Origin of the sequence: Jannaschia pagri (assembly GCF_019655435.1) — a bacterium.
In the GTDB taxonomy this organism is placed as follows: domain Bacteria; phylum Pseudomonadota; class Alphaproteobacteria; order Rhodobacterales; family Rhodobacteraceae; genus Jannaschia; species Jannaschia pagri.
In genome coordinates this window covers 53,869-68,352 of record NZ_BPFH01000009.1, presented here as the reverse complement: position 1 = coordinate 68,352, position 14,484 = coordinate 53,869, and the positions used below count along the sequence as shown (strand labels likewise).

Sequence of the window (14,484 nt, the reverse complement as noted above, 5' to 3'; positions counted from 1 at the left end):
CGTTAGACCGGGTTGCGGTAGGTCATGCGGCGAACGGACCCCGTCTTGGACCGCATGAGGATCGTTTCCGTGGTGAGGTAGCCCACCTCACGCTTGATCCCGGCCAGGATCGAGCCGTCGGTGACGCCCGTTGCGGCAAAGATCACGTCTTCGGTCACCAGGTCGTCGCGGGTGTAGACGCGGTCGAGGTTGGTGATGCCGGCCTTTTCGGCCCGGCCCCGTTCATCATCGTTGCGGAAGGTCAGGCGCCCGAACATTTGTCCGCCCATGCACTTCAGCGCGGCGGCTGCCAGCACGCCTTCGGGTGCGCCGCCGGAACCCATGTACATGTCGATGCCGGTCTTGGCCGCTTCGGCGGTGTGGATGATGCCAGCCACGTCGCCGTCGGTGATCAGACGGATTGCCGCGCCGGTCGTCCGGATTTCGGCGATCATCTCTTCGTGGCGGGGCCGTTCCAGGACGCAGACGGTGATGTCCTCGGTCGAGCAGCCCTTGGCGGCGGCCAGCGCGTTGACCCGCTGGGACGGGGACATGTCCATGGTGACGACGCCGTCACGATAGCCAGGCCCGATGGCCAGCTTGTCCATGTAGACGTCGGGCGCGTGCAGCATAGATCCGCGCGGGCCCATGGCGATGACGGTCAGCGCGTTGGGCATGTCCTTGGCGGTCAGCGTTGTCCCTTCGAGCGGGTCCAGGGCGATGTCGACCTCTGGGCCCGTGCCTGTGCCGACCTCTTCGCCAATGTAGAGCATGGGCGCTTCGTCACGCTCGCCTTCGCCAATGACCACGGTCCCGGCAATATCGAGCTTGTTGAGCTGATCCCGCATGGCGTTGACGGCGGCTTGGTCGGCGGCCTTTTCGTCACCACGCCCGATCAGGCGGGCCGAGGCGAGCGCGGCGGCCTCGGACACACGGGCCAGGCCCAGGGACAACATACGGTCGTTGAAATCGGTTTTCGCCATGGAAAGGGTCCTTCGGTGGGCACGGGCTGTGCGTCTGTGTCGCGGTTCTGTTAGCGGGGTCCTCCGCCGCTGACAAACCCGTTGGCGCAATCAAGCGCGAACCGTGGCGGATGTGCGCCCCAATCCCTGAAACAACAGTCTCATCGTTGGTTTGTTGAGCAAATGAGCAGGCGCAGGGATGCGTTCTAGGAGAGCGCCGCCGTTGGGCAGGGTCTTGGTGGGAGCCATTGAGTTGGCTGCGCCCAAATGCTCCGACGTAGGGTGACGCCGCCGGGATGAGAGACGGCGGTTCAATCGAGGTCTTGGAAAACACCTGGATCGCGGCGGCTCGTTCGGACCCTGTGACCTGGCGTGATCCGTCGCACTAGAGCAGCGTTGCGAAGAGCCGGGCGCGTACCATTGGTTCATATCGCCGACCCTGTCGCTGCGGCGCCTAGCAAGAGCAAGTTCCCCGCAATGCCAGCCGCCTGGGAAATTTGAACCCAGGTGGTAACCTCACCGACGCGACAGGCGCGCCGTGATTGTTGGCCACAGGTCGGCGATTACGACAGTGAAGCCTGCGCTTGTGTTCAGCACATCGGCCCCGGCGCACAACGTCTTGCCGAAGCCGCCCTGTCAGTTGAGTTAGACCTCTTCCGAGGACGCCGCCCAGAGGTTTAGGCCCTTCTCTCCGGCGTAGCGGTCGATCTCGGCCAGCTCCGCATCCGAGAACTCCAAGTTCGCCGTGGCCTCCACACAGTCGAGCACCTGCTCGGGCCGGGACGCGCCGATCAGCGCCGTCGTCACCCGCTCGCCACGCAAAACCCAGGCCAACGCCATTTGGGCAAGCGTCTGACCGCGGGCCTGTGCGATAGCGTTCAGCCCATTCAGGGCCTCGATCATTTCCGGCGTTATGCTGTCGCGGTCTAACGACTTCCCCTGGGTCGCGCGGCTGCCGTCTGGCACGCCCGCCAGGTACTTGCCCGTCAAAAGACCCTGGGCCAGGGGCGTGAAGACGATGGAGCCGATCCCCTCATCTTCCAGCGTGTCTAGCAAGCCATCCCGTTCGACCCACCGGTTCAACAGGTTGTAGCTCGGCTGGTGGATCAGGCAGGGCGTGCCCAGATCGCGCAAGACTGCAGCCGCCTGGCGTGTCCGCTCCGAGTTGTAGCTGCTGATCCCCGCATAGAGCGCGCGGCCCGAGCGGACGATATGATCCAAGGCGCCCATGGTCTCTTCCAAGGGCGTGTCGGGGTCGAAGCGGTGGCTGTAGAAGATATCCACGTAATCGACGCCCATCCGCTTGAGCGACTGGTCGCAGGAGGCGATCAGATACTTGCGGCTGCCCCATTCACCGTAAGGGCCCGGCCACATGTTGTAGCCCGCCTTGGACGACAGGATCAGCTCGTCGCGGTAGCCGGCGAAATCCTCCCGCAGGATTTGTCCAAAGGCCAGTTCGGCGCTGCCAGCTTCGGGGCCGTAATTGTTGGCCAGGTCAAAGTGCGTGATCCCGTTGTCAAAGGCCGCGCGGCAGATGTCGCGCTTGGTCTGATGGGGAGTGTCGTCGCCGAAGTTGTGCCACAGCCCCAGGCTGATCGCGGGCAATTTCAGGCCCGACCGGCCACACCGGCGGTAGGGCATCGTGTCATACCGCGTTGCCGCAGGGGTATAGGGCAGGGGAAAGGGCTTCGGCTTGCGCTGGGCCATGGGACCTCCGTCCGGGTTGGTGGTTTAGGGCGTCTGGATCTGCAGGGCGACCGGCGCGCCGCTGACGACGCCCGTTGCGGTGACCCCCTCCAGCGCAGCGGCCAGGGCGGCAGGGGCGCAGGGGTGGGTGACGATCAGCACTGGCGCATCGGTGCCTGGGTGATCGTACTGCCGCATCCGGTCGATGGAGATCCCGGCCTGTCCCAAGACGGTTGCGACCCGCGCCAGGGCGCCGGGTTCATCCCGCAGGGCCAGTCGCAAATAGTGGGCGCATTCGGTGACGGCGGCGGCGCGCGTGGCGGGTGCCAGGCTGGCTGCCGGTTGCCCGAATGGGGGGATGTGCAAACCGCGCGCGATATCCGCCACATCGCCCATCACGGCACTGGCCGTGGGGCCTTCGCCCGCGCCCGCGCCGCGCAACACGATCTGACCGACCGCATCGCCTTCGATGACGACCATGTTGGTGCCGCCCTCTAGCTGACCAAGCGGGCTTGTGGCAGGCACCAGGGTGGGGCGCATGCTCTGCTCGATCCCGGCGTCGGTGCGGCGCGCCTCGCCCAGCAGCTTGATGCGGTAGCCCATATCACCCGCCCTACGGATGTCGTCGATGGAGACCTCTTGGATCCCCTGGAGTTGGACACCCTCGAAATCCACCTGGGTGCCGAAGGCAATGGCCGACAAGATGGCCAGCTTATGCCCGGCGTCGATGCCGCCCACATCCAGGTTTGGATCGGCTTCCAGATAGCCGAGGGCGTCGGCCTCCTTGAAGATGTCCTCGTAGGGGAGGCCGCTGTTTTCCATCCGCGTCAGGATGTAGTTGCAGGTGCCATTCATCACGCCCGAAACGCGGGTGATGTTGTTTCCGGCCAAACCCTCCGTCAGAGCCTTGATGCAGGGAATACCACCCGCGACGGCGGCTTCGAACCGCAGGGGGGCGCCGTTTGCTTCGGCCAATTCCGCGAGGGCCTGGCCATGGATCGCCAACATGGCCTTGTTGGCCGTGACGACCGGCTTGCCAGCCGCCAGCGCCGCTTCGGTCGCGGCCTTGGCAGGCCCGTCAGAGCCGCCGACCACCTCCACAAAGACGTCCACGTCCCCGCGCTTGGCTAGGGCGACGGGATCGTCTTCCCAGCCATAGGCTGTCAGATCCACACCGCGGTCCTTGTTCCGCGTACGGGCAGACACGGCGGAGATCGCAATGGGACGACCCGTGCGCGCGGCCAGTAAGTCGGCACTGTCCTGAACGATGCGGATCACGCCGGTGCCAACGGTGCCCAATCCCGCGATGCCCAGGCGAAGAGGGGTGGTCATGGGGCGGCTCCGTCCGTTGGAAATGATTGGCTTTCGGGTAGCGGTTCGGCGACCGGGGTGCAACGGCGTCTCAGAGCGGGACGGCCCGCAACGCCGCCGCGCGCTCTCGCAGCCGACGACCCCTGGCCTCCAATCCACCCGACGTCGGCGCGGGGATGCCCTGCCGTGCCAGCGTGTTGCCCCTGGCGCGGAGCGATTGCTCTGCGGCGGCTGCGCGAGACGGGCGCTCCGCCTCCGCCAGAATCCCGTCGATGGGACCGAGACGGGGGAAGGCCTTGCCCTGCGCAGTGTCGGAAATGCTGCCATCAATGGGCGGAAGATCTGCTGCACAGGCAGAGAGCAAAACACATAAGACGGCAGGGCGTATCATGATCTGGACCCTAAAACGTGGGACAGAGGGGAACAAGACGGCCGGATGGCGATGGTCGCCCTTGGAATTGAACGGCTGTTCGGTTTACCTCGGACCCATGGCGAGACCCAGTGGATCCGATGGCGATGTGACGGGCCCCCGCGTGCGGGCGGCGGCGGAGCGTTTGTTTGCGCGCCATGGCTATGCCGCCGTTTCCATGCGCCAGATCGCGGCGGAGGTCGGGATTGGGGCAGGGGCGTTGTATCACTATACGCGCGATAAGCAGACCCTCCTGTTCGATTTGATGCGCACCCATTTGGACGATGTGATCGGAGCCTGGGACAGCGTCGACCCTCAGGGAGATCCGATTGATCGCTTGGATGCGTTCTCCCGTTTTCACATCCGGCACCACCTGGACCGACCAGACGCGGTCTTTATCGCTTACATGGAGCTTCGATCCCTGTCGCCGGATAACTTCGCTCGGATCGAGGTCCTACGGCGCAGTTATGAGGCCGTCCCACAGCAGATCCTGCGCGCTGGTGCCGAGGCGCAGCTTATGCATGTGTCGGATGTGAAACTGGCCGCCAACGCGCTGATCGCCATGCTCACCGGTGTGACCACGTGGTACCGTGACGGGGGGCGCCTGGACCGTGCAACGGTCGAGGCGCGCTACGCCGATATGGCGCTCGGCATGGTGGGGGCCCAAAAGTCTTTGCAGAAGACTTTTTGAAAGACTTTTCACGGAAAAGTCTTTCCCCCTCCCGTCACGCGCGCTCCGCGTATTCCATGGTCTCGGTGTTGACCACGATATCTTCGTCCTGGCCAACGAAGGGCGGCACCATCACGCGCACGCCATTGTCCAGCAGGGCGGGTTTGAAGCTGTTGGCGGCGGTTTGGCCTTTGACGACCGGCTCCGTCTCGACGATTTTGCAGGTCACCTTTTGGGGCAAGGTCGCGTTGAGCGCTTCGTCTTCGTAGTATTCGATCACGATCATCATGCCATCTTGCAGGAAGGGACGCCGGTCCCCGAGGATGTCTGCATCCAGTTCGATCTGGTCGTAGGTGGTGGTATCCATAAAGACGAGCTTGCCATCGGCCTCATAGAGGAACTGCTGGTCCTTCTGTTCCAGGCGCACGCGTTCCACCTTGTCGGCACTGCGGAAGCGTTCGTTCAGTTTGGAGCCGTTGCGCAGGTTCTTAAGTTCCACCTGTGCGAACGCGCCCCCTTTGCCAGGTTTCACATGGTCGACTTTGACGGCGGACCAGAGGTGGCCGTCATGTTCCAACACGTTGCCCGGTCGGATTTCGTTGCCATTGATTTTGGGCATCTGCGCACTCTTGGCCTAGGGACTTGGTTGTCTGCCTCTATCGCCGGCGCGGTCGGCGTTCAAGCGCTGCGCCAGAGCGGGAGGATCGTCAAGCAAGTCGCGCGACCAAAGATGGCAAAACCTTGACAGAAGGTTGAACGATACGTGACAGCGCCCATATCTGGTGGCGATATCGGCGTCTCAACGCCGATATGTAGCGTTTTTCGAAACCGGGTATGCGTTTCACGCATGTGAGGTATTCGGAAATTGCATTGAGAGAATCGCGAAACGTCTGTTAGGCGGGCGCACCGGGGATACGCAAGACCAATAATTCAGGAGTACGGGATGACCGATTTTGTCGACGCAACTGCGTTCAACTTTGAACAGGGCCAACGGGCGCGCAAATTGTTTGCTGCGGTCGTCTTGGCAGCGCTCGACGATGCGATCTCGGATGACAAAAAGTATGGCAACGGGCCAGAGCAGATCGCGCGCTGGGCGCGGTCGCGCGATGGTCGCGAGGTTCTGTCCTGCGCAGGCATCGACCCCAATGAGCGGGTTGTGGCTGGCTTGATGGAGTTTGTTGGCCGTGGAGTTCGGACCTCTGTCGCGTTGTCGCGCGAAGAGAGCGAACGTCGCCAGGCCGCTGAAATGGCTGCTGAAGCAGCTTAATCTTCTACACGCGGGCTTTGCAGACCGGAGCCCGCGTAGCGTGCCAACGACCAATGGCGTGGCCCCCTTGGCCGCGTCTTCCCTCGCAAATCATCCGAGGCTGTGTCTTCGAGACATGAAAAGCGCGCTTGAGCAGACCGCTCGGCGCGTTTTTCATTTCGTAATGGGAAGCATGCATTCGGCGTCTTCTGTCGCCGGAAGCCATGGGGCTGGTTCTTTGAACAGCGTCTCGACGAGGCTCTCCCTACGTTCCGGGTCGGAGCCTCAGTCGAACTCACCTGACGACAGTGCTTGGCGCAATTCTCGGCGGACCAACTTGCGGACGTTGCGTGTTATGCGTTCGCCCAAGGCGCCTGCCAGCTCCTGACGGACGATTTCCGCGATGAGTTGGCGCAAGGCGTCATCGTCGCCGATACCGTCCATGACGTCCGCCAGAGACCCTTCAGTCGCAGGTGTTGGCCCGTCTGACGTATCCTGAGAGAGCGTCGTCGTCTGCTGTTGTGTTTCACGGGGTGGCAAGGGAAGGCGGGTGACCTCGGGGGCCTGCGTCAAGTCATCTGCCGTCGTCAGATCAGGGGCAGGGGCCTCCGGTTCTTCCATAGGCTCTGACGGCGAAAACTCCTCCGGCAGGTCTTCAACGGGCTGGTCGCTCGCCGTCTCCGACCAGAAGGCTTCGACCTCTGCCGTAGCTAAATCTCGTGCGATGGCGCCGACGTCCGCCTCGACCTCAGCCAGGACGTGGGGTGCATCCCGCGCGTCCCGTTCTTCCTGAGCCAGGCTGCGGATCATTTGAAACGGATCTTCAGGGTCTGTCACCCGCTGCGTGGGCGCAAGAACGAGCGTGTCCTCCGGTGTGCCCGGTGCCCGCGGGTTTGCTGGGGGCATCGCAGGCGCATCGTTTGCGACCAAACGCCGGATCGACGACAAAACGTCTTCGATATCCTGGGGTGATTTGGATTGCTCCATGGGCCTGCCTCCGTTCGGGGACACGACATTCGGGGCCGCGCCAGGTTTTTCTGGCGTCGACCCTAACACAAACAGAGGGGGCGGAGGCAAATCAAACCGCCCGCCTGCCAAAGGTCGTGGGATCAGTTGCGACCGAAACGCCTCAGAACACTATCCAGGCGACCGCCTTGTTCAGATGGGGATATGGCCGGCGCGTTCGAGACACTGTTGTAATACTGCGTCGGATCATAGCGGCGCACATTGAGGCCCAAGTGATCGGTCGTCATCAAGCCAATAGCGGCGAGAACCTGATAGACTGCCAGTTGCGCGTCAATTTCCGCCTCCAAAGCGGAGGTGCGCGCGTCCAGAAGCTCCTGCTCGGCGTCGAGCACGTCGAGCGTGGTCCGCGCCCCAAGTTGAGCCTCTTCGCGGAAACCTTCGAAGGCCAGTTGGGCGGATCGCACCTGTTGTTGCGATGCGGTGATTTGCGCGCGGGCAATGCGCAACAGGGCCCAACTCCGACCGACTCCCTCTGTCACTGCGCGCGCCTGTTGTGCCAGTTCGGACCGCGTTGCTTGGGCATTCGCGATGGCGCGGCGGTTCAAGGCAGACAGACGCCCGCCGTTGTAGATGGGGACGGTTCCCGTGATCGAGAGCGATCCGGTCGTGCCATTTTGCCGACTGTCGCCGAGGGTGCCCCGCAGGCCAACGCTTGGCAGGCGGTCGGCCTCGGCTGCGTCTGCCAGAAGTGTTGCCGCCACGACCTCATGCTGCAGGGCGATGATTGTGGGGTTCACTTGAAGGGCCAGCGCTTGGGCTTGTTCCACGGACGAGGGCAGTTGCGGCGGGGGAGGGGGCGCCAGCAGCCGACCGGTGGGCAGTGTCCCGGTGACCAGGCGGTAGGTCTCCCGCTGAATGTCCACCTGCCCGCGGGCATTGGCCAAAAGCGATTGCGCCGAGGCCAGTCGCGCTTGGGCAATGGTCACGTCGGTGCGCGTCACCTCGCCGACCTCAAAGCGGTCTCGGGCTGCCTGGAGCTGTTGTTGCAACAGCCGCAGGTTCGACTCGCGCAGGTCCACGTTGCGCAGGGCCTGGAGCAACCCCAGGTAGGCATCGGCTGCGTTCAACAGGATCTGTTGTTCTTGCTGCACAAGGCCATAGCGCGCCGCCAACACAGCTTCCTTGGCGGCGCCGATCCGCATCAGCCGCTGCCCACCGTCCGCCAGAGTATAGTCGAGGATCAGGGACAGGGATCCGCCGGTGGAGGAGTTCCCGTCGTCATTAAAGGTCTCAGTAATGTTTGCTTGGCCAGACACGACCGGTCGCATGGCCGAAACGGCCACGGCCACATCTTCGTCCAGGGTGCGCAGGAGCAAGCGCTGCTGATCCAAGATAGGCGAGGCGTTGTAGGCCTGAATGAAGGTATCCGTCAGGCTTTCCGCGACGGCGGTCCCCGCAGACAACAGGGTCACGGCCCCGAAAACAGCCGCAGCGGACGCACGCCGCAGACCCCGCATTGCAGTACGATGTGCCGGTAGAACCTTAACCCTCATTGCGTCTCTCCTCGCGGTGTCTTGCTGACGACCGATATTCCAAGTCTTTCTACGGTAACGCGAGTTCGCGCCTGGCCCAGTCCGCCATCACAGCGAGAATTCACGCGCCGTTTCGAACCCCGGCAGGACAGGGGCGCTTGCGTTAAACGCAAAGCGCCAGGCCACGCGCCCTTGGGCCATATGTCCGATCCGCACGTCGCCGAGGGCCCCATCTTGGAACAATGCGGCGATACGACCGTCGTCCTTTAGCTGCTGCAACAGAGAGTCCGGAACGGTTTCGATGCCGCCCTCGATCAAGATCACATCAAATGGGCTGGCCTTGGCCGCACCGTCCGTCAAGGGGCCTTCGAGCACGGCGGCGTTGTCGACCGATGCGCGCCCCAGGGCCGCCTCCGCCTCCGACGCCATGGCGCGGTCTTCTTCCACCATTACGACTGATGCGGCCATACGCGCCATGACCGCCGCGCTGTATCCAAGGCCGCCGCCGACGATCAAAACTTCGTCTGTGTCTTCTACGGCGAGCGCGTCCAACATCTTGGCTAAGGTCCGGGCGTCCATCATCTCTCGCCCGTCGCCCAAGGGCACCGGCGCGTCCATATAGGCGACTGGTTCTGCGGCGGCGGGCACGTAGTCCTCCCGCGGGATATCAAGCATGGCAGCGATGATAGGGAATTTCGTGACGTCCGATGGCCGGACCTGTGTGTCCACCATCATTGTACGCAAAGACTGGGAGTCGGTCATTCTCGATCTAAACCCATCGGTTCGGTTTCGGTCGCGACCAGATTGCACGACCCCGCCGATGGCGCAATCGCATTTGCAAGTCACGTCTTGCGGCACGCGTCCAGCGGGGTTAGGAGACCACACCACCAGCGGGGCGAGTTGGCGGAGTGGTTACGCAGCGGATTGCAAATCCGTGTACACCGGTTCGATTCCGGTACTCGCCTCCAATATTTTCAAGCACTTATCTCTCTCCTCTCTTTGCCCATCGGGGTCGTTTACAGTTTTGCCCTCGCGACGCTGCTTTTCGCGCTTCAGTAAGTCGAGGACTTCTGCGCTCTCAGCAGGCGAAACGGCGGCTTAGTGCTCGATCAAGGCAGCGGCCTAACAAAGCGACCAATTCGTGTGATTTGCGATTTGGTTGAGCCCTAGACCGGCACGCAGAAGCCTTGTGGCTGCCGTTCCGCGCGTATCTTGGAGCTTCAGTGTCGGACGCTCAGCTTTTCGGCTATGCGGTCCCGGTATCGTGTAATGGCTCGGCTGGCCGATGTGGGCCTGAGCGGCTTGTTGCGGTCGTTGACGAGCAAAACAAGCTGGTCCGCAGGCGTTTCATCGATCAACTGTCGAAGTTCTGGGGTCACTGGGATATGCGCTACACGCCCTCGCTTCTGAGTTCGCACCCGAAAACGATCTATGCCGTCAAAGCTCTCAAGGTTGCCACGCGTCAACCGCACAAGGTCGGCGGGTCTCAAACCCGTTTCACATGCGAGTGTCATCACGCGCTTCACCCACGACGGCGCGGCGTCTTTGAATGCCTTTTGATCCGCTTCTGTCCAAACGATCTCGGCCCGATCTACCGAGTAGATTCGGTGAAGACGGTCACAATAAAGCGCAGCGATCTTCCCTTCGTCACGCGCCCAATTGAGAATGCGAACCGCAACAGTGCCCGCATAGTCGTGTTGCTTTGGCGAGTCCTTCCACTTGGCCCGCCACTCGTTCAACTCACCGCGCGACTTTGGGTTTTCCCAAAGCTTCGCAGGATCGTCTGCGAACTCGTCCGCAAATCGCAAAGCCCACTTCTTGTAGTCGGCCTGCGTGCGTTCGCCCTTGGGCATCGCGGTGCTGTCCAGGAAGTCGTCTACCATTTGCGGCGTCATGTAGTCAGCTGAGTGTCGGGTCTTGATCGCTTCGGCGTAAGCGATCAGAAATTTCGGATCACGTGGTTCTCTGACCGTGTCAGTCCAAAACTTAGGACCACCCCGCCAGGCATAGAAATGGTACTTCATGCCTTCGACGGTCTTGCGTCGAACCCTGTGGACGCCCTTCGGCAAGCTACTGCGCGGCACGTCTCGCCCTCCTCGCTTCCACAAGGTCGCCTTCGTTCGCGGCAGCCGCTGCAGCCGCAGGTAGCCCTTGGGCTTGATCCAAGCGAAGCCTTACAAGTTTGGGGTCGAAGAAGTTCGGGTTTCTTCGAACTGGCGTGATCCCCAGATTGCGACAGAACCCGCGAAACGCATCGTTCGGGGACGCAAAGCCAAGCGCCGATGCGAGGTCATCAGACGAAACCAGGCTGATTGCTTTGACGCTGAAATCCATCACTCTGCCCCCTTGTTCGAAGCATCAAGCCTCATGAGGGTTTCGAGCTGCTGGGCAGACAACATCATCGCACGACCAATCGAATAGTACTGACCATGCTCGCGCGCCTTGGTCCGCAATGCCCTTGCCGACACGATTGCGCCTGTCTTGCGCAGCTTCTTACACCACTCTTCCGGGGTCAGCATGTCGTCGAGATTTTGCACTTGCAGCCTCATCAAAATGTCTTGCTTTTCAGGTTTCTACAAGTTTCTGCATGTTTCCAGAGACAATCCCGGCCTAGACAAACCTTCCGGCCATATGGGAAGATATTTTCTCAGAATTTAGGAGGCGCGAATGTCCAAAGGTCGAGTTTTTGAGTTTCCCGGAAGTGATCTGCGCCGACTCGAGACTTGGGACCAGAAACAACGCGAAGCTGCGTGGCAGAAGCGGTATGAAATTACCCTTGCCGAAAAGCGCACAAAGGAACTCAAGCGAACACGAAAGCCCGCCTCACTCGCGAAGGGCATTACCGAGTACCGCAAGAAACGCGGGCTATCCCAAACAGACTTCGCCGATGAATTGGATATAACTCGCCGTTCACTCTACAACTATGAGACTGGCGCTACGCCCGTGCCGGGCGACATAGTCGAAGAGATCGTCACTCGTGGTGACGTTGAGCTATCCGATGTCTTTGGACTGCCACCGGAAGTACCACATAGGCGTTGCCGACTAGACGACGCCAGGCTTGCCATCAGCCTCTTTGCGGCTTGCCTGAAGGCCTATCGCTCCGCGCCAGTCGATAAGGTCGTAGCACACGTTGTACTCAAAGTCGCTGACTGGCCTCACTCCATTCGGCGGACGGATCATTCGATCAAGAGAGTCGCTCAACGGTTGACCGATGATCTGGCTGACGAGGAAATGGCTGAAGAACTAGACAAAGAGCTGAAGAACCCGAGCTACCAAAGCCCGATACTTGCCGGAGATAGCGACAAGGCTCTTGCCGAAAGCGTTGAACAGCAATTCCAGCTCTTGCAGCAATCCTACGCAACCGGCGACGATGAGCAATTTGACCAAGCTTTAACCCGCGTGACGCAAGCCCGAAGAATGAAGACCAACGGTGTGCTGGACATGATCCGGGAAAACTGTGCGGAGACTGATCCTTGAACCCCGGTCCGGAAAGCTTGCGGGAAAGCTTGCGGCCGCTTTCAGATCAATGCAAGGGCGGAACGCCGGTATTCGCGTTTGAGAGCAGGTTTTGTGACGTTATCTGTTAGCGAGCCCCAGTGTTCAACCGACTTCTCTTTCGGTATATTCACCGCGCCAATATCCTGGCGTAACCGAGGGAATTTCAAACCCTACAGTCAACATCACATTGCCGCCGCCTCGCCTTACGGCTGAAGGCGGGTATCGCCGACACTGCCAAACATCCTCGTTTGATACGCCAAATTTGCAGTTTTGGCACGCCGGTTTTCCTTCAAGCCCTTCCAATATTGGAGCTTTTCTTCGTTTAAACATTTGAGCAGCCTCATTCTACATTCGTTCAGCCAAACGTTCCCTAACGATTTGCGTCATGTCGCGAAACCACCCCACAACCTCGTCTGCTTGATCGGCTTCCCGTAACCGGTCCGCATTCATTTGCTTCGCCGCGCGCTCATTCAAAAGGCGTTTTGCAGTTCCTGCACCCATATCAGGAGCTAGTTGGGTGTTTTTGCTCGCTTCACTGACGAGGCTAGGAACATCAGCAAAGTCTGTGACTTCGACCTCTACGTCTAGCGCCTCTTGGATCGCCGCCGGGTGCAGATAATTTTCCGTTTCTCGCTTAGTAGTAAGGCGAGCCGAATTGGCATCCTGTGCATCGTTTACCTGATCTACGTATCCGCCATAGCTAGGGGCGTCGTCTGGTCCACAGTCTCGGTCATAGATGTGATATTCAACGCAACCAGCGCCCTTCAAATACTGTTTGGACACCCAGTGCTTTAGGTCCGAACCGCCCATGGGAACGATTGCAATATTCTGCGACGACTCCAAGTCGATTACGTCCGGGTCAATTCCGGCAACAGCACCGTAGATGTTTCGAAAGAAGTTTACGTCATTCGGCCCCTCGACCATTAAGAGAGCGACCAAACGGCTATCTGGGAGAACACCTAACTCGTTGGCAATTGCCTCAAGGATCCCGTCAGCATCGGGATCACCTTCGACCACTTGATCGATGATCGGAAGCTGATCATCATCTTGCTTCCGAACAAGCTTCAATGACGCAACAGGCAAGTTCTGAGCCACCAATGGCGAATGGGTTGTCAAAACAACTTGGGAATTTCCGCTTTCGGAAAGCCCTTTGAAGCTATCAAGCAAAAGTCTCTGATTTTCAGGATGTTGGGAGCTTTCAGGCTCTTCAAACGCATAGATTATGCCTCTTCCGTCCTCTTCCGAACGCCGTTCGGCCTCGGCACGAAAAAAATTCAACAGTACGAGGCGCTTCGTTCCAGAACCTCGCTTATTGAATGGTATGCCCCCTTCTGTCTTCAAGGTCGTCTTGAAGCCGTCCCACTTGGGATGTCCTGCAATGTCAGGACTTAAGCCAACCGCAAGTTCAGGCGCCATCTCTTGGAGCTTTTCAAGCGTTCGCATCACCAAATCAGTTGCTCGCTCTTCAACACCCTCGACAATCTTGGCAATTTCTTCTTCACGCTCAGCTATCGCGATCTTCGCTGCGGCGGCCAACGGGTTTTTCGCTTCATCATCTTGATCTGAGCTCGCGCGATCCACCTTGAACAGACAAAAGTACGGGATGTGCGGCCGTATCTGATCCCAGATTTTCTTTGCGTCGTCCTTGGTAATTGGCACCTCGACTTCAATGACAGGAGCAGCTGCAAAATATTCAAAAATAGCGGCACGCCAAGGCGGGTTTTTGGTCCGTTCGGCACCGGGAATACCGTCTTCCAATCCCAAATCTCTTCCAAGCGCGCGAAGGTCAGCCTGTTTCAAGAGAATGGGGTGACCGACACCGTCGATCCCAGGAACCATCGCCTGGATGAAAACCTCCGCAGCTTTTCCCGCCGCATAGCGCTTTATGATACGTAACAGAGGCGGCAACCCATCTCGAACGTACAACAACTTCTCAGCAGAAAGGCTGGTCGTGGACGTTGCATCCAAAACGATTTCTTCGGGAAAGCCGGTAAACTCGGCAACCAGTTCGACTTGCGCAACACCTTCCGAAACACAAAGATCGTCCTTGTCGAGCTTGGCCGCCGCATCAAAGAACAGGTCCATCGCATCCATCAAAGAGGATTTTCCCGCGTCATTTTTGCCGACGAATGTCGTCAAATTCGAAAACGCCACTTTTCGTTTTTCGCGATACCCACGAAAGCCGTGGATTTCAAAGGACTCAAGTTTCAAAGTACTACCTCAAA

General features: G+C 60.1%; 15 protein-coding genes and 1 tRNA gene. 4 read left to right on the top strand and 12 right to left on the bottom strand.

Annotation, left to right across the window (positions count from 1 at the left end):
* Nucleotides 1-2: 2 nt before the first annotated feature.
* From glpX to K5R33_RS18005, 4 genes are all read right to left on the bottom strand, one after another.
* Nucleotides 3-962 carry a class II fructose-bisphosphatase gene (gene glpX, locus K5R33_RS18020; RefSeq protein WP_220750474.1) on the bottom strand — a complete coding sequence of 320 codons (960 nt, stop codon included), beginning with the start codon at nucleotides 960-962 and terminating at the stop codon, nucleotides 3-5.
* Between the two features lie 624 nt (nucleotides 963-1,586).
* On the bottom strand, nucleotides 1,587-2,618 hold the full coding sequence (gene mgrA, locus K5R33_RS18015) for an L-glyceraldehyde 3-phosphate reductase (protein WP_305067759.1): 1,032 nt from the start codon (nucleotides 2,616-2,618) through the stop codon (nucleotides 1,587-1,589).
* A 54-nt stretch (nucleotides 2,619-2,672) separates the two neighbouring features.
* A complete protein-coding gene (locus K5R33_RS18010; RefSeq protein WP_220750472.1) occupies nucleotides 2,673-3,959 on the bottom strand; it encodes a homoserine dehydrogenase in 1,287 nt (428 codons plus the stop codon).
* 70 nt (nucleotides 3,960-4,029) lie between these two features.
* The gene (locus K5R33_RS18005) at nucleotides 4,030-4,329 is read right to left on the bottom strand and encodes a hypothetical protein (protein ID WP_220750471.1); all 300 of its coding nucleotides are present in this window, start codon (nucleotides 4,327-4,329) and stop codon (nucleotides 4,030-4,032) included.
* A 97-nt stretch (nucleotides 4,330-4,426) separates the two neighbouring features.
* On the opposite strand from K5R33_RS18005, the gene K5R33_RS18000 reads away from it, so the two are divergent.
* The gene (locus tag K5R33_RS18000) at nucleotides 4,427-5,038 is read left to right on the top strand and encodes a TetR/AcrR family transcriptional regulator (RefSeq protein WP_220750492.1); all 612 of its coding nucleotides are present in this window, start codon (nucleotides 4,427-4,429) and stop codon (nucleotides 5,036-5,038) included.
* A 34-nt stretch (nucleotides 5,039-5,072) separates the two neighbouring features.
* On the opposite strand, the gene efp is transcribed toward K5R33_RS18000, so the two are convergent.
* Nucleotides 5,073-5,636, bottom strand: a complete 564-nt coding sequence (gene efp / locus K5R33_RS17995; RefSeq protein ID WP_220750470.1) for an elongation factor P — start codon at nucleotides 5,634-5,636, stop codon at nucleotides 5,073-5,075.
* 324 nt (nucleotides 5,637-5,960) lie between these two features.
* Here efp and K5R33_RS17990 point away from each other — a divergent pair, with 324 nt between their 5' ends.
* Nucleotides 5,961-6,284 (top strand): DUF6280 family protein, encoded by a 324-nt coding sequence (locus K5R33_RS17990; protein WP_220750469.1) that lies wholly within the window; start codon nucleotides 5,961-5,963, stop codon nucleotides 6,282-6,284.
* A gap of 264 nt (nucleotides 6,285-6,548) precedes the next feature.
* Here K5R33_RS17990 and K5R33_RS17985 read toward each other — a convergent pair whose 3' ends face one another.
* The 3 genes from K5R33_RS17985 to K5R33_RS17975 form a co-directional block, all read right to left on the bottom strand.
* Entirely contained in the window at nucleotides 6,549-7,250 is a 702-nt protein-coding gene (locus K5R33_RS17985) for a hypothetical protein (RefSeq protein WP_220750468.1), read from the bottom strand.
* Between the two features lie 122 nt (nucleotides 7,251-7,372).
* A complete protein-coding gene (locus K5R33_RS17980) occupies nucleotides 7,373-8,782 on the bottom strand; it encodes a TolC family outer membrane protein (RefSeq protein ID WP_220750467.1) in 1,410 nt (469 codons plus the stop codon).
* An 87-nt stretch (nucleotides 8,783-8,869) separates the two neighbouring features.
* A complete protein-coding gene (locus tag K5R33_RS17975; RefSeq protein ID WP_220750466.1) occupies nucleotides 8,870-9,523 on the bottom strand; it encodes a protein-L-isoaspartate O-methyltransferase family protein in 654 nt (217 codons plus the stop codon).
* Nucleotides 9,524-9,655: 132 nt separating this feature from the next.
* Here K5R33_RS17975 and K5R33_RS17970 point away from each other — a divergent pair.
* A tRNA-Cys gene (locus tag K5R33_RS17970) sits at nucleotides 9,656-9,729 on the top strand.
* A 252-nt stretch (nucleotides 9,730-9,981) separates the two neighbouring features.
* Here the strand turns inward: K5R33_RS17970 and K5R33_RS17965 are convergent.
* From K5R33_RS17965 to K5R33_RS17955, 3 genes are read right to left on the bottom strand one after another with little or no spacing between them, the layout of a single operon-like run.
* Nucleotides 9,982-10,845, bottom strand: a complete 864-nt coding sequence (locus tag K5R33_RS17965; RefSeq protein WP_220750465.1) for a site-specific integrase — start codon at nucleotides 10,843-10,845, stop codon at nucleotides 9,982-9,984.
* On the bottom strand, nucleotides 10,832-11,095 hold the full coding sequence (locus K5R33_RS17960; protein WP_220750464.1) for a hypothetical protein: 264 nt from the start codon (nucleotides 11,093-11,095) through the stop codon (nucleotides 10,832-10,834). The genes K5R33_RS17965 and K5R33_RS17960 overlap by 14 nt, the downstream gene beginning before the upstream one ends.
* A complete protein-coding gene (locus K5R33_RS17955; RefSeq protein ID WP_220750463.1) occupies nucleotides 11,095-11,310 on the bottom strand; it encodes a hypothetical protein in 216 nt (71 codons plus the stop codon). The genes K5R33_RS17960 and K5R33_RS17955 overlap by 1 nt, the downstream gene beginning before the upstream one ends.
* Before the next feature lie 118 nt (nucleotides 11,311-11,428).
* Here K5R33_RS17955 and K5R33_RS17950 point away from each other — a divergent pair, with 118 nt between their 5' ends.
* Nucleotides 11,429-12,238, top strand: a complete 810-nt coding sequence (locus tag K5R33_RS17950) for a helix-turn-helix domain-containing protein (protein WP_220750462.1) — start codon at nucleotides 11,429-11,431, stop codon at nucleotides 12,236-12,238.
* A gap of 366 nt (nucleotides 12,239-12,604) precedes the next feature.
* Here the strand turns inward: K5R33_RS17950 and K5R33_RS17945 are convergent, their stop codons facing one another.
* The gene (locus K5R33_RS17945) at nucleotides 12,605-14,470 is read right to left on the bottom strand and encodes an ATP-binding protein (RefSeq protein WP_220750461.1); all 1,866 of its coding nucleotides are present in this window, start codon (nucleotides 14,468-14,470) and stop codon (nucleotides 12,605-12,607) included.
* Between the last annotated feature and the right edge of the window lie 14 nt (nucleotides 14,471-14,484).

What these genes read in the sequence shown, in the direction of transcription:
- K5R33_RS17960 (WP_220750464.1), bottom strand. Translation starts at nt 11,095, where the DNA reads ATGGATTTCAGCGTCAAAGCAATCAGCCTGGTTTCGTCTGATGACCTC.
- K5R33_RS17950 (WP_220750462.1), top strand. Translation starts at nt 11,429, where the DNA reads ATGTCCAAAGGTCGAGTTTTTGAGTTTCCCGGAAGTGATCTGCGCCGA.
- K5R33_RS17955 (WP_220750463.1), bottom strand. Translation starts at nt 11,310, where the DNA reads ATGAGGCTGCAAGTGCAAAATCTCGACGACATGCTGACCCCGGAAGAG.
- K5R33_RS17975 (WP_220750466.1), bottom strand. Translation starts at nt 9,523, where the DNA reads ATGACCGACTCCCAGTCTTTGCGTACAATGATGGTGGACACACAGGTC.
- K5R33_RS17980 (WP_220750467.1), bottom strand. Translation starts at nt 8,782, where the DNA reads ATGAGGGTTAAGGTTCTACCGGCACATCGTACTGCAATGCGGGGTCTG.
- K5R33_RS18000 (WP_220750492.1), top strand. Translation starts at nt 4,427, where the DNA reads ATGGCGAGACCCAGTGGATCCGATGGCGATGTGACGGGCCCCCGCGTG.
- glpX (WP_220750474.1), bottom strand. Translation starts at nt 962, where the DNA reads ATGGCGAAAACCGATTTCAACGACCGTATGTTGTCCCTGGGCCTGGCC.
- K5R33_RS18010 (WP_220750472.1), bottom strand. Translation starts at nt 3,959, where the DNA reads ATGACCACCCCTCTTCGCCTGGGCATCGCGGGATTGGGCACCGTTGGC.
- K5R33_RS17985 (WP_220750468.1), bottom strand. Translation starts at nt 7,250, where the DNA reads ATGGAGCAATCCAAATCACCCCAGGATATCGAAGACGTTTTGTCGTCG.
- efp (WP_220750470.1), bottom strand. Translation starts at nt 5,636, where the DNA reads ATGCCCAAAATCAATGGCAACGAAATCCGACCGGGCAACGTGTTGGAA.
- K5R33_RS18005 (WP_220750471.1), bottom strand. Translation starts at nt 4,329, where the DNA reads ATGATACGCCCTGCCGTCTTATGTGTTTTGCTCTCTGCCTGTGCAGCA.
- K5R33_RS17990 (WP_220750469.1), top strand. Translation starts at nt 5,961, where the DNA reads ATGACCGATTTTGTCGACGCAACTGCGTTCAACTTTGAACAGGGCCAA.